We start from the raw sequence: 13,922 nt of genomic DNA, 5'->3' as shown, positions 1-13,922 counted from the left end.
CGGCTATTCGATTAACTTCATGACCCTGTCTAGCTCGTGCTGCGTGCGTACTTTCACCTTCACCAGCTCACACCATGCCAGCTCAGGGATTTGTCGCAAGTTACTGTTACGGCCGTAGGGCGAGGCCGATGGTGTGACGGGAGCATAGAGCTTGCACATACCGTCAGGCAACTCAGTGTAAATATCGGTGCCTACGCAGTACCGGGGCATGAAGATACTGCCGTACTTGGTCATTTCAACTGCAATCACAAACTTCTTACGGACACATAGGAACGGTACCAGTTTGCTCGTTGCCTTGTTGGCAGGGTGAGGAACAATATCTCTATCAGAAAGTGAAAAGTGCTCTACTATATCTTCACGGTAGATACGTTTATCCTCAGATGCGGTATTAGAGATCAACCCAGCGAGCACTTTACTGGTATTACGGTATTGCTCGCTGAGGGCTTTATCTAACCATGGAAGGAAAGCCTTATAATCGAACTTAAGTGCCAAGCTCAGGCTTAATATGCCGGTACGATCACAGCAGTAGCGCTCAAGTGAGCCTTTATCACCGAGTACCTCTTTGAGTGATTTTGAAAGCGCCTGACTGCGAAGCGCTAGCTTACTTTCAAGCACTGGCATAATCAGCCCTTTAGTTTCAGCCAAGTCAGAGAAGTCATAGGCAATATATGGGTCAGTGACTGGGTATCGTCCCGGGGGAGGTACTTGCGTGAAGCGACGCGCGGGATCCCCCGCCCATTTGAGCATGGCGGAGTAATCATCACCAAACGCTGCAAACTCATCTTCCGAAAGCACTTTGCTGAGTTTATTCTCATCCCGGCTAACAAGCCGGTTAAGATCATCACAATTAGGTTTAAGATCTTCAAAGTCTGTGTGTTCAAAAGGGAGTTCATTATTTTGTTGCTGTCCAATGGCATAAACTAACGCACATAATGTTGCATAGGACTTTGTTTTAAATAACATGTCATCAACAGTGTCGGCGCTAATCGTACCAGTAGGGTCTATCTTTTTTAATGACGTTAATAACGCTCCTAAGTGCTCTACTTGCTGGTTAAGCATGTACATCGATGTCAAATAATCCTCATTATCACCAGCACACATTTCAATATCTTCTAAGTACAACTGCTTGGCCGCAAAACGACCGATATCATCACTGCACAATAAGGCCTCATGCAGACCGTTTTTACCTTCTTCAATGAACTCCTGATTGAGTAATAATTCAATCATGCTTATTTTCCTTAGCGTCTGATAGGTATGTCATACACAATACCGCAAAATAAATACTGGTCAATTTTTTATTAAAATAAAAGACCAAAGAAAAAAAATCACCTAAAAAACCCGTAAAACATCACATTTTAGCCTTATTATTGTTTTAATTTTCGGCGAAAGATTTATTAATAGATACATCAGCACTTACTCAGGATTCCCCGTATGACCCAGCAAAAAACACACAGCCGCCTAGCGCAGTACATTAATGCCGCGATTTCCATATCACCAAAGTTACAGAGTGAAATAACCAAAGAAGCGGGGTATACGACATCCAACAACCTCACGATGATAAAGCAAGGGAAATCGCGAGTTGCACTGAATAGGATAGCGCCGTTAGCGAACGCGCTGAACCTCTGCCCAGTCAAGCTAATGAATATCGCACTGGAGGAGTACGAGCCGGAGGTATTTGAATTTATTCAAAAAAACAACACCACACTGTCACCGAATGAACAAGCTATCATCGCGCTTTATCGCATGCATGTAGGCACCAAGGAGCCAACACTCGGTGAAAGTACCACCGACAGGTTAACGCAACTTTTTCTTGAGCTAGCCGCTTAATTGACGAGGGATAGAGGGATGGCCGATAAAAACTATCGTGCGGTGAGAGCGAATATGCATTTAACGGCTTTAGCATCAAAAAAGCTATATGACATAAAGCAAGCATATCGACGAAAAGGCATCGCATTACGCCAGGAGGACATCATTAACGCCATTATCGAAGGCGTCCCAGATGATGCAGTCGACCAGCGTATTGATCATTTTATCCGGGCAAAGCTGGAACAGCCCAATATACTCGCATCACTCAGTACCACCGCATTAACACAAGGCGATTTAGACGAGCTGGCCAAGCGGATAGAACAATATCTGCATCGTTAGTACCTAGATGATTCTGCAATCAATATCGTTGTTATCAAATATGTAAAACGGAGTTTAAGATGGAACAGTTACACCTAAAAATCACGAACGGAAATATAAACAATGGTCATTTTTATATCCCGGCCAACTGTACGCTTTTCCCGGCAAGCTCATGGGGAGGGAAGAACAAAGCCGTGGCGGGCAGCAAATTCAGTGTCAGTTTTGATGGAACAGGTGAAACCGTAATGACAGATATCGATGGAAGCAAACGCTTGTTGCGCATGGCACGCGGACAGACCTCCCGGTTCTACAAGAAATACCATTTATCCGAAGGCGACATGATCTGCATAACGAAAGAGGGTGAGCTGGCGTTCAGGGTCTCGGTCTCTCGTTGACGCCCGCGCTCTCGGCGACCGTAACAGAGAGATGCCACCCGCTGGCCGATGTTTTTTATGGTGTCCCGTTGATAACCGATAATTACCCCCTCCCTGCTTATCCTGAACTTGCGAGTAACCGCGCACCTTAACTCGCTGAACTCGGCATGGGTCATTGCTCGAAACGGCCACTCACCCAGCAATAAATTCGCTTGAACATGACCCTAATAATGTATTACATTTGTAATACACCAAAAGAGAGAGCTATTACGTGAAAGTCATCGCAGTCATCAACCAGAAGGGCGGCGTCGGCAAGACCACCACCGCCATCAACCTTAGCGCGCAGTTCGCCAGAGAAGGCAAGCGCACCCTCGCCATCGACCTCGACCCGCAGGCCAACCTGACCGTGGTACTGAGCGGCGGCCAGTTCGAGTTCTGCACCACCATCTCGGACGTGTTCGAGTCCGCCAAGAAGCACCCGATCCGCGAGGCCATCATCCCGGCTCAGGCCGGCGGCGACAACCTCGCCAACCTGTCGCTGTGCCCGACCGATATCCGCCTCAGCCGAGTGATCGAGCAGAGCCTGACCAAGGTCCATCGTGAGCGCATCCTGCTCAAGCAGCTCGATACCCTGCGCGATGATTTCGACGTGGTGCTGCTGGACTGCCCGCCGAACCTAAGCCTCACCTCGGTCAACGCCATGATGGCCGCCGACCTGTTCCTGATCCCCGTCGACGGCGGCTCATTCTCGCTCAACGGCCTGGCCGATCTGCTAGATGCTCTGGAGGAGGTGAAGGAGACTGACGATGTCAATTTTGCGGTATTCCGCAACGAGTACGCCAAGGCCAACAAGCTGATCAACAACTTCCTCGACGAGCAGCTCAACGCGCTGGAGGGCAAGGTCATGGCAACTACCATCCGCCGTACCGAGGCGATAGGACAGGCCAGTGTAAGCTCCGAGCCGCTGCTGACCTACAAGCCAGGCTCGACAGCACTCAATGACTACAAAGCCCTTGCAGAAGAAGTTACCGCAAGACTTAATGTATAACAAATGTAATACATACCTATGACAAAACTTAAAGGGATGACGGCCCTAAACCGTCGCAGCCAGCGCAAGACCGAGGCAGAAACCGAGCCGAAGAAGATCACCACTGTCGGCACCCGCCGCAATGTCACGACCGGCACGGCACCAGTACCGATGCGGCTGCCGGAGAACGACAAGGCCGAGCTGGCTCTGTGGCTGGAAGAGCTGAGCGAGGCGACCGGCAAGAAGATCACCAGTGCCAAACTATTGCGTGGGTTAATTAAGATGCGTGGCAAGCTCAACCAGAAGGCGCTGATCAAGGCCATCAACGAGGCGAACTAGCACCGCCATATAGTGGATGCGCTGTAGGAGGAAAGGTGCAGTATGGAATTAACACACGATCAAATCATAAGCTTATGGACACTGGGCGCGGTAGCCATACTGGCCTTTAGCAACATCTACTGCCGCATTTCTGATAACGTTACCATATCGGTTGGTGATCCTGACAAGATCACCGGTGGAGAGAAGCTAAGGTTTGCTTACCAGTTTCCCCAGTGGCGGCCATTTATCAATATTAAGGTAAGAATGTGAGTACAAATCTCGTTACCTTATGACATACCATTGTCGAAAATCATGGCTATCTTGCTGGGTACAAGAGCCATGATGAACTGGGGATAAAATACATCAACAGTCGAATCAACGAATGGCCGGACTCACGGCATCAAGGCATGGCTGAGCCAACAACAGATCGCATGAACAAGCGCATTGCTCCTTTATTGGCTATTTCTTTAATCTTTTTCCTGCTTGCACTTTTATCGATAGCGCTTGTTACAGAGAGTAAGCACTTTTCTTAATTACTCGCATTTACCAGTGCAATTATTGGTTCAGTTGTCGGCTATTACTTCTCAAGCAAAAACAAATGATGTATTACCTTTGTAATACATCATATCAACCAACCAGTTGATAATAAACGCTTTATGCAAATAAAACACAACACATGGCAGATAACACAATCTAGGTGTTAACCTATAACAAACACCTAGATTGTGTCATACTAAGACGAGTCATGTAATCTATGGACAGCGCTTGTGAGCATCGAAGAATATTACTACCCCGTCGTGAGCAACAATCTCCCTAAGCATATCAAAAAAGGCCATCAGCTCGTTTTCAGCCGCCAGGATTTATCAGCCAGAGAGGCGGATATGTTTGCATTGATGATTGCACAAATGAAGAGCGACGACTGGGATCACAGCACCCCCCATTACGAGTTCACCTCGCACCAACTCTCCGAATGGTTAGATCTAGAGCCTAAACACATTGGTAGTAACCTCAGCCCAGTAGCTAATCGACTTGCTAGCCGTAAGATTGGGATCAAGCTCGAAAACGCGAAGGGCGAAACCGAATTTGACTACCGGCCACTGTTCAAACATATCGCCTACAAGAACGGTGTGTTGACCATGGTGCCAAATGACATGCTCAAATCGGAATACATCGAATACAACCACGGTTTTGCGCTGATCAATACCCGTAACTTTTTCAATGTTAAGAAAGAGTACTCAAAACGCCTGTATGAGCTTCTAAGCCGATTTAAGAGCAAGGGCTACGAAATGCACACGCAGAGCCTACAAGAGCTTAAGGGCGTGTTTGGCTTGCTGGATGAAGCAGGGAAAATCAAGAAAGACAAAAGCTCATTCAAGAACAACAGCGTGTTCATGAAACGCTGTATCCGCCAAAGCATCAAAGATCTCTCTGAGCACCCGCAAATAAAAAAGGAATTACTGTTCATCGATAGCGGCAAAGGCGATCTCGGTTTTGAGTTGGTGAAGAAAGGACGACACATCACCGGCATTAAATTCCTGTTTCGCTGGCTCAAGCTGGGGACGGTGGATGAGCTCAACCAACATGATGCCATCAAAACCATTAAGGAACTCGAGCTCAAGCGGTTACAGGGGAACGTTAAGCTCTCGGACGGGGAACTAGAAACCCTCGCCATTGCCTATCGGTACATTGGCAAAGACGACAAAGCGGCGAAGATTGAAGAAACCTTGGCCAAGCGTCATTTCACCCCAGAGCCAGAGCCCGAACCACAAGACGATCTTGATGCTTTCTTAGATAAGATCGATACGCTAAGTGAAGTCAGCGGTAACCCTGAATATTAAAAACACGTCAATAGGTAACACTTTTTAGGGTGAGCCATATCCAGCCATGCGACTTAGAACGACGTAGTGAGATATAGGACACATTTTAGGTGTAAAACGAGATTAAAACCTAAAACATGTCATCTATTGATAAAGACAGACCTAAAAAAGGTCACTTTTAACATTGAGCAGCTTAAAAACGCGCTTTATCCCCAAGAACAGAGGGGAACACACCTAAAATGTGTCATCTAAACACCTAAAATAGGATCACAAACACCTAAAAAATGTCATCTAAACACCTAAAATAGGATCACAAACACCTAAAAAATGTCGCCTGAGCACCTAAAATGTGTTGCTTGAGCACCTAAAATGTGTCATTTAATTGCTTTTTTTATCTTTATTTTCAGTAAGTTACAAAGCCTATAGATCTTATAGATCTTATAGTCTTTATAGATCTTTATAGTTTATATAGATCTTTATAGTCATTGTGGATAACTGGAAAATCAAAGATTTACGCAGTTGCCCACAATCGATAAAAATAGTCATCTTTTTCATTTCTTTTTTAAACAAAAAAGCAATAGTGTATTACAAATGTAATACATCTATCGCGTTAACTCTCTGATTTTTATATAGTCACTCAAAGTACTTGATGCGATATCTAATAGCTTCGCTATCTCTCTTAGACTCAATCCCATCTTATAATACTTTTCGATATCATCACGTTTATCATCAAGCTTTAACCGAGCCGCTTTACCTTTAGGACGACCTAGTTTGATCCCTCTAGCGACTCTGGCGGCTAATGCTTCTTTGGTTCGCTGACGTATAAACTCACGTTCTATCTCGCCCGCAAGCCCTAAGATGGTCGCAATGATCTTCGATTGCATTGAACCATCAAGCACCATGTTTTGCTTAGCGATATGGACCGTTATTTCTTTATCCATGCAGTACTCCAAGATTTCGAGTACCTGGATAGTAGAGCGGGCCATACGAGTGACCTCCGAAAAAATCAGTACATCACCGCGAGTCATTTCCTCGAGCATTAAACCTAATCGCCGTTGACGCCACTTCTTGGCACCTGACACGGCATCTTCTACAAAGGCTAAGTTCACTAAACCCATACGGTTAGCATATTCAAGAATACCGTGTTTTTGATTGTTCACATCCTGAGCATCGGTTGAAATGCGTAAATAAGCATAGGAAGTCATAAGTAAGCCTTTTATGTGGTTATTGATCACAGCGATCGTCTAGTTGTTTCAAACAGAAAAAGTTATAGTGCATTAGAAAGTGCTGAACATTACAACTCTCTGTAACTAACAAAAATAGTATTGCAGCTTCATCGGAAACATCCCGCGTTATAACCCGCTGTAACATGACTGTAATCATCATCTATGTAGTGTAGGGCGTTCATTTTTACGCCGGAGGAGGCGCTATCGGGTAGACAGGGATGTGGTTGATGCTTAGAGCACTGTTGGCGCAGTGACTAAGTCAAAGGGGAGCTATGAAAAAATAACCCCTCCATTATGCTGCTTAACTGCAGTCGTATCAACTCATCCTCATGATTCCCATCACAAAAACAAAGGTAACGTATTAAACCTTTTGTCGTAGCGGGTAACCCCACGCCAGCGACGTTAAATAAATGGGTGGCCATTGGTAAACAACACAATGAAAGCTAACTAAATACGTGACAACGTAATGCCGTCTTGGCGGGGACGTACTGCGCTTATGGTGTTGTTAAGTGCAGTGATAAACAGGTATGGCGCAATGGGTGATTGACGATCACCACAATATTGATGCCTGGTTGTTAGGTCTGATTGATGTCGAAACCGACTCTCGCAAACCAACCTTGAAATGGAATGGAGTAACGCCCAAACCTGCAGCGGTAGTGGCGAACCGTGCGACTATGCCCAGCCCAAACTAATCTGTCGTAGAACCATCGCACCTGATAAAGCATAACGTTGAACAACCAAACAGATAGACAACCAAAAGATGGAACGGTTATTGATTGATGCTAACGCATAGGTGCGGCATCACCCAGCCCCCGTCTAATGACTGCTATTGCCTGTCCGAAATAAACGGTCGTTATTCTCGGACACCCTCATCCCCCAATCTCATCAACCACCACCCTGAATTGTTTACCCCTTAGTTTTGATAAAAAAATTTTTGTGCTGTACGAAAAATTCAGATGATGCTCGGACAGCCAACCAAGCCGCCCCGCGCTGTCTACAGACAGCGTAATTACACCGAAGGGTGAAGCACCTCAAACGGATCCACATCCCGTTCCCATACGTTTTGCGCATAGGGTAAGGTACCGTTTTCCCTCACGAGCAGAGCGATGCGTTTCTTAAAACTCCGAACAGACAGCAAGCGAACCCGCAAAGACGGCAGCCGCTACATCACCCCACTGATTGTCGATGCCCCGCGCAAATTCGCCCCCAGTCACACCCGGCTAGAAACCAGCCTACGGCGCAAGGAGTGCCAGCTGATCACCGGCGCGCACGACTCGGGAAAAAGCCGCTGGCTACAGCGGCTCAGGGACAACCGCCATGAGATCTGGGGCCGGAAACCACAGCCCGTGGTTCTGGAAGGGCTCATGCCGCTGTCGAGCTGGGTCGAGGTGAAGGGGATAGATACCTGGTATGCCGAGTATACCCATGGGCAGGAGAACGCTACCCCGTGGCCCAAGCTCAACCTGCAGCTGAAAGCCGATCTACTGGCTGATTACCTGCTCGACAGCCAGGCCATGCTATTCATCGACGATGCGCACAAGCTGACCGGCCGCAAAGCCCAGATCTGCCGCAAATGCCTGATGTCATCAAAACTATGGCTGATCGCCGCCAGCGAGGAAGGCCGCCTGCCCCCCTCTATCCGCCCGATCATCGAGCGCCGCGACCCACAGCGCACGAGCCTAGCCAGCGATGTGAGCTACGACACGACCAAAGCCTTAATTTGGTTCCTGGTCGCCATGTGCGTGGTGGCGGGTGCATGGGAAGTGGGTGCCATCGTCGGCGGGTTGCAGATGCTGGGAACAGGCCGGAGATCGACCCGTGCGGACTAGGACACTCCCCCTGATGCTTCTAACCCTCGCCGCCGGGGGAATTCATGCACAGACCGACAGCGAACCCGCCACCGACTGGCCCATCGAGCTTCCCTGGCAACAGCCTGATACCCGTACCCCGAATATAAAACCGTTTGAGCTGCCGACCTTGAAAGGCACAAGCCCCGACTTCCATACCGCCGTACCGGCACTGCAGGCGGCCCCCAGAGTCAACCCCGATGATATCTACCTCACCATCACCCGCTGCTACCCAGAGAAAACCAAGTTCAAAATAAACGTCAACCTCGTCGCCGGCATGCGCAGCAGCGTCGACCAGTATAATGCCAGCGACTGGCCGCAAATTACCGACCACTACATCGGCATCGTCGGCGAAATGCCGCTGTACTCCACCACAGAACAAGCCCGCGAACGAGAATGGGAGCACAAGCGCCGCGTCGGCACCGCCAAGCAAGTCGCCGACTTTGTTCAAGCGCTGGCCAACCGCAACCATGCCTACCGAGAGATGGGGATTTACCTCGCGATGGAAGCTCGCTCGCAAGCCCGAGTCAAACAAGGGATCGCCAACATCACCGAACAAGTCGGATTCTTAGAGAAAGTCGCCACCGCCCAACGCGACATATTGAAATTTGAAGCCAAAGTCATCGAAAACCGCCTTGCGCTGATCTCAATGTGCGACAACATAAGCAGCGAGCGAGTGAACCAATACCTGAAAAACATCGCCTTCCTGCCCCCACCCCCCCAAACCGCACAACAACCGCAGGAGCGCCGCCAATGAAATGGCTCAACCACACCCTGATCGCCGGCGCGATATGCGCAGTGATCTCCCCACCCCACGTCGCCGCCTGTGTTGCCGGCGCAACCGCCCCGGACTGGATGGAATACATCGCCAAAGCCCTAGGCCGCAACATCAAGCACCGCGGCCCCACCCACATATTCACCCACTGGCTCATTGCCGCCATCGCCTTCACCTTCGTCTGGGATTACCACGGCATATTAATGGCATTCGCCTGGGGCGGGGTCAGCCATATTCTGACCGATGCCATGACCGTCACAGGGGTTCCGTTCACCCCCTACAGCGATCGGCGCTTCCACCTGTTCGGCGGCCGATTTCGCACCGGCGATCCGATTGAATACGCCATTTCCGCAGCCGTGATCATCGCCTGCATCGGCCTAAGCCACCTGACCGGCAGCGGCAGCTTTAGCCCGTTCTTCTTTGACTGGGGCGGCTACTACGACAACGGCCTGATAGACGCCGCAGAGTGGAAAGCAAACCGATTCAAACTCATTTAAGCAACTTTCATAAGCTACGTAACTTATGAAACAGGCATAACTTACGTAACAGGATTAGCAATGAAAAATCAGGGATTTACACTTTTAGAACAGATGATCACAATCAGCGTTCTTAGCATCATGGTCGCCATGGCCGCACCTAGCTTTAGTAACCTACTCAATAGCAACACCATCAACCTCACCACCACAGAACTGCGCGGCCTACTGGTTACAGCAAAATATGAAGCAGTCATGCGCAGCAAAGACGTTTACCTGCACACCATCGGACTCACCAATACCGCCACCCTAACCAACAACTGGTGTGTGATTGCGACCACCGATCCCAGCGCCACCACATGCACCCCGAACAGCAACACGCTATACATTGTAGAAGGGAGCAACCTCAAAGGACTGAACATCAAACGCCACAACAGCTACGCCAGCCTGAAGATAGACAAGCTACAAGGCCACCCTGATTTTCAGCACGGCGAAGTAAAAGTGGATTGGCTAACCTTTGAAAAAGAAAGCGACAAAGCCATCACCATGCAAATGAACCTGTTCGGCCGGCTATACCGTTGCGGTGTAGGCGGGAAATGGTACGGGGCAAATGTGTGTGCGTAACCAACAAAACACACAATAAAACTCAATTTCATGCACATTGATACATGCATCTTCTAATGACTGGTCACACATTTGTTATCCACACTTTCTGTGGGTAACCACGCCGAACTCACGCCCTATGGGTGACCAAAATCGCGCATTTTAAAGCCGTAAACTCAGGGGGGTAGCCAGCATAAAAGAGGGGATAAATGACTACTAGACCAGGCACATAGGTAAAAGATACCTTGTATAGTAAGATACAACATCATTTAATTGAGTAAAAACAGAAGCCATGACAGACGCCATAAAACTATTAATGAACATTCGCAGCCTTCGCGCTTTTGCTCGTGAATCGATGACACTAGAACAACTACAAGAAGCGTTAGAAAAACTGAATCAAGTAGTCAATGAGCGCACCGCAGAAGAAGAACAAGCTAAAGCTTCAAATAAAGAACATGAAGAAAAATTAGAAGCGTATCGTCAAATGCTACTATCTGACGGTATTGACCCAGAAGAACTTTTAGATATGACGGCTAAAGCACCTAAGAAAACTCGCGCAGTGCGCCAAGCTAAATATATGTTCACCGACGAAAACGGTGAAGAAAAAACATGGACAGGCCAAGGCCGTACACCAAGCACTTTAAAGAACGCACTTGATGCAGGCGCCAGCTTAGACGAATTTCTTATTTAGTCATAAAGCCCAAAACATCCAATTCAAAGCCGCGGCTACACACGCGGCTTTTTTCTGCCTGTCACAGAACAGGCGTGATCATGTAACGCCAGAGACAAGAAAGGCCGCTATGAGCGACCTTCTCGTGTTGGTTCTTACTTCGGGCTTTATAGTGAATTACCAACTTCAGGCAATCTCAAATCCGCTTTTTCAGCGATGCTACTGAATCGCATTGCTGCCTGATATCCAGGTAAAGTAACTAAAGTTCGATCAGAACCAAGCCTTGTTATTTTCAAGAAAGCATCAATTTCGACACCTGTAACAGTTTCATTAACGTTTAATTTTTTTAATCTATCATTAACCATGCTTGCTACAGTATCTGCACTGTATACCTCTCTTAAATCTTTAAGTCGTTGATAATTACTTTTAAAAATATCAAATATTCCAAACATTTAAATATCTCTCGTTGATAACCATAACCTAATCATAAATATGAATTAGGAATAGCGATTTCATATAATAGACTTGAAATACATCAGCTAACTAGTAACTAGACATAAATAAGTCAGTATCAAAATTTGATGAACTGTTTTTTCAAAGAAGAGTCAAAGAGGGCACTATCCTCGTTTTGTCGCATAGTACCCGTTAATCCTGCTCCCTGTAGACTTCAGAAGTAATCATCGATTTCAAAATCTAAAGCTTCAATAGATAAATTGTCTTCAAGAATTTCAATATTTCCACTAATAATATATGGATACATGGAAACATTTCCCTGAAAATTAGTTGCCTGAAAAGATATCTCAGATTCATCTCCATGATATATATACAAGGCTTCATATTGATAATCTCCATCTCCAAGATGTCTCATATCCCCCTCTTCTAGGCTAAAGTCTGATGCCAAGATAACAATCTCGTTACATTTACCATTAATTTCAACATTTGCTGTGATCGTTCCAACCAAACGTAACGCCATAAATCCGCCTACTCGACTAGCGACTTTCTTTTGCTTTAAGTGAAGAATGACAAAATGGACTTAGATTTTCATTGAAAAAAAATAGGAAATTAACCTTTCTCTAGTTAGAACGGATGGGTTGTTAAGAAACTCAATAAGATTTGTTAATAATAATTGCTTTGAGCTTACATACCTGTTGTAGCTATCGGGGGTATACATTAGACGAAGTACTTGTTGATATCGCTCTTGCCAAAATAGTTGGTGTACATAAGGCATAAAATGTGAAGCAGTTTTATCGGGGTTTGTATCGCTGGAAAACATAACTGCAATGGAGTACCTCAGAAGAGAATTCCATGTACTCGTAGAGCCTAAATTGTCACTTGACGGAATATTTTTAATGAAAGATATAGGGGTCCTTCGTTCTGATTCATCGAATACAATTAGTAAAATTGCTCTTATTTCATCAGTATCAAAATCCATCTTATCAGATAATATTCCAATACTATTTAAATAGTGATGGAGCCCAAAAATAGCCAATATTTTCCTGTGACTTAAGCTATTAGAAGTCTGTTTTTTTGATACACCTATTTCTGGTAACGAGTTTCGATTATCCAATATACGCTTAAAAATAAGATCTTGAGCGATTTTGTTTTGGTAATGACTAAATGTTGGCTTACATTCATCATAAGAAGCTGATGCTTTCAATAAAACTTCTTTCTCACTAATAAGCTGATTAACTACATCTTTTATTACCATTGCGAGCGACATTTTTTCAAATAAGCTTTTCCCAATCCTTAGCGATGTGAAAGGGTTTAGCAGTTTTTCTAACTGCATAAATGTTATTTTTTTTATGTGTCTATCCGAATAACCATTATCATATAAAGCTAGAAGATCTGTTTTGAGTGATTTAATACCAATGGATATTTCTCTTATGCTACGTGCTTTATTAGGTTCACAAGAATCCAAAAGATAAGTAAGTAATTCGTTAAGAATTGCTTTAGTAAGGTTTGGATTATTTTTATCTCTAGTCTTAAGAAAATTAATGTTTTTTGTCTTTTCACCATTATCTACTATGTCCACTATATAAGATAAGTCGTAGGTAGTATCAAACATTGGCTCGTATGGTTTATTATTTAGAGATTTTAGTAGAGGCTTAATACTGAGAGCATAGAGTTGATTGCTTGAGATTAATAGGTAGAGCACTTTGAACAAGTCGAATGGACTCGATTCTTCAAAATTAGTATACGACTCACCTGTGAACTCTGAAATGATCTCACGGTAAGACTCAAGAGATTGGCGGTGCTCTTGAAACCATACTTTATTTTTTCTAGAAAGTTGAGCCCCCTTTGAATGTGAGGCAGGATGAAGTTCTACAAATCGAGAGGCTCTCTCTTTATCAGATAAAGAGGACAAAATTACGCACAAAGGGCTGGTTTTAACCCATGTCTCCTCTTTGTCGCATATACCTATTCGATTTAGTGTTGGGATAAAAAACAGGTTACGAGTTAATACATGATGTTCATTTAATAGATAAGATTTATCTCGTATGGTGTTAAGTATAGGGTCTTTCAGTTTTTTTCCCTTACAACTGACAAAGCCCAATTCATCGAGATATAAATAATAGTTAAGTAACCTGCACATAAGTTTGAACTCATCTTCAGAACCACCTAAATACAACCTAAGTTCTTCTTGCGATAATTCTTCTATAGTCTATAG

18 protein-coding genes are annotated in these 13,922 nt (G+C 45.6%); 13 read left to right on the top strand and 5 right to left on the bottom strand.

Annotated features, from left to right (window positions below; all coding sequences use genetic code 11):
- Nucleotides 1-3 precede the first annotated feature (3 nt).
- The gene (locus L4D12_RS23065; RefSeq protein ID WP_428450177.1) at nt 4-1,227 is read right to left on the bottom strand and encodes a hypothetical protein; all 1,224 of its coding nucleotides are present in this window, start codon (nt 1,225-1,227) and stop codon (nt 4-6) included.
- Nucleotides 1,228-1,431: 204 nt separating this feature from the next.
- On the opposite strand from L4D12_RS23065, the gene L4D12_RS23060 reads away from it, so the two are divergent.
- The 7 genes from L4D12_RS23060 (at nt 1,432) to L4D12_RS23030 (ending at nt 5,681) form a co-directional block, all read left to right on the top strand.
- Nucleotides 1,432-1,827, top strand: coding sequence for a hypothetical protein (locus L4D12_RS23060; protein ID WP_428450176.1), 396 nt, complete (start codon nt 1,432-1,434; stop codon nt 1,825-1,827).
- An 18-nt stretch (nt 1,828-1,845) separates the two neighbouring features.
- Complete coding sequence (locus tag L4D12_RS23055) at nt 1,846-2,145, top strand: hypothetical protein (protein ID WP_428450175.1); 300 nt, start codon at nt 1,846-1,848, stop codon at nt 2,143-2,145.
- A gap of 59 nt (nt 2,146-2,204) precedes the next feature.
- Nucleotides 2,205-2,519 (top strand): hypothetical protein, encoded by a 315-nt coding sequence (locus tag L4D12_RS23050; RefSeq protein ID WP_428450174.1) that lies wholly within the window; start codon nt 2,205-2,207, stop codon nt 2,517-2,519.
- A 250-nt stretch (nt 2,520-2,769) separates the two neighbouring features.
- Nucleotides 2,770-3,546 carry a ParA family protein gene (locus L4D12_RS23045; protein WP_428450173.1) on the top strand — a complete coding sequence of 259 codons (777 nt, stop codon included), beginning with the start codon at nt 2,770-2,772 and terminating at the stop codon, nt 3,544-3,546.
- Between the two features lie 18 nt (nt 3,547-3,564).
- A complete protein-coding gene (locus L4D12_RS23040; RefSeq protein WP_428450172.1) occupies nt 3,565-3,864 on the top strand; it encodes a hypothetical protein in 300 nt (99 codons plus the stop codon).
- 42 nt (nt 3,865-3,906) lie between these two features.
- Nucleotides 3,907-4,113 (top strand): hypothetical protein, encoded by a 207-nt coding sequence (locus tag L4D12_RS23035; RefSeq protein WP_428450171.1) that lies wholly within the window; start codon nt 3,907-3,909, stop codon nt 4,111-4,113.
- A gap of 497 nt (nt 4,114-4,610) precedes the next feature.
- The gene (locus L4D12_RS23030; RefSeq protein ID WP_428450170.1) at nt 4,611-5,681 is read left to right on the top strand and encodes a replication initiation protein; all 1,071 of its coding nucleotides are present in this window, start codon (nt 4,611-4,613) and stop codon (nt 5,679-5,681) included.
- Nucleotides 5,682-6,262: 581 nt separating this feature from the next.
- Here the strand turns inward: L4D12_RS23030 and L4D12_RS23025 are convergent.
- Complete coding sequence (locus L4D12_RS23025) at nt 6,263-6,865, bottom strand: recombinase family protein (protein WP_428450169.1); 603 nt, start codon at nt 6,863-6,865, stop codon at nt 6,263-6,265.
- A 548-nt stretch (nt 6,866-7,413) separates the two neighbouring features.
- Between L4D12_RS23025 and L4D12_RS23020 the strand changes: the two genes are divergently transcribed.
- From L4D12_RS23020 to L4D12_RS22995, 6 genes are all read left to right on the top strand, one after another.
- Nucleotides 7,414-7,578: a hypothetical protein gene (locus L4D12_RS23020; RefSeq protein ID WP_428450168.1), complete on the top strand. Its 165-nt coding sequence runs from the start codon at nt 7,414-7,416 to the stop codon at nt 7,576-7,578.
- A 414-nt stretch (nt 7,579-7,992) separates the two neighbouring features.
- Entirely contained in the window at nt 7,993-8,715 is a 723-nt protein-coding gene (locus tag L4D12_RS23015) for a hypothetical protein (protein ID WP_428450167.1), read from the top strand.
- 13 nt (nt 8,716-8,728) lie between these two features.
- The gene (locus L4D12_RS23010; protein ID WP_428450166.1) at nt 8,729-9,490 is read left to right on the top strand and encodes a hypothetical protein; all 762 of its coding nucleotides are present in this window, start codon (nt 8,729-8,731) and stop codon (nt 9,488-9,490) included.
- Nucleotides 9,487-10,005: a metal-dependent hydrolase gene (locus tag L4D12_RS23005; RefSeq protein WP_428450165.1), complete on the top strand. Its 519-nt coding sequence runs from the start codon at nt 9,487-9,489 to the stop codon at nt 10,003-10,005. Before L4D12_RS23010 ends, L4D12_RS23005 begins: the two co-directional genes overlap by 4 nt.
- 60 nt (nt 10,006-10,065) lie before the next feature.
- Entirely contained in the window at nt 10,066-10,605 is a 540-nt protein-coding gene (locus L4D12_RS23000) for a pilus assembly FimT family protein (RefSeq protein WP_428450164.1), read from the top strand.
- A 271-nt stretch (nt 10,606-10,876) separates the two neighbouring features.
- Nucleotides 10,877-11,275: an H-NS family histone-like protein gene (locus L4D12_RS22995; RefSeq protein WP_428450163.1), complete on the top strand. Its 399-nt coding sequence runs from the start codon at nt 10,877-10,879 to the stop codon at nt 11,273-11,275.
- Nucleotides 11,276-11,421: 146 nt separating this feature from the next.
- On the opposite strand, the gene L4D12_RS22990 is transcribed toward L4D12_RS22995, so the two are convergent.
- The 3 genes from L4D12_RS22990 to L4D12_RS22980 all read right to left on the bottom strand — a co-directional run bounded on the left by L4D12_RS22990 (nt 11,422) and on the right by L4D12_RS22980 (nt 13,883).
- Nucleotides 11,422-11,706, bottom strand: a complete 285-nt coding sequence (locus L4D12_RS22990; RefSeq protein WP_428450162.1) for a hypothetical protein — start codon at nt 11,704-11,706, stop codon at nt 11,422-11,424.
- A gap of 215 nt (nt 11,707-11,921) precedes the next feature.
- On the bottom strand, nt 11,922-12,227 hold the full coding sequence (locus L4D12_RS22985) for a hypothetical protein (RefSeq protein ID WP_428450161.1): 306 nt from the start codon (nt 12,225-12,227) through the stop codon (nt 11,922-11,924).
- Between the two features lie 60 nt (nt 12,228-12,287).
- A complete protein-coding gene (locus L4D12_RS22980) occupies nt 12,288-13,883 on the bottom strand; it encodes a hypothetical protein (protein ID WP_428450160.1) in 1,596 nt (531 codons plus the stop codon).
- Nucleotides 13,884-13,922 lie beyond the last annotated feature (39 nt).

The organism is Photobacterium nomapromontoriensis (assembly GCF_050336815.1).
Lineage (GTDB): Bacteria > Pseudomonadota > Gammaproteobacteria > Enterobacterales > Vibrionaceae > Photobacterium > Photobacterium nomapromontoriensis.
The sequence above is the reverse complement of the archived record's forward strand: the minus strand, read 5'-3'. Positions and strand labels throughout refer to the sequence as shown.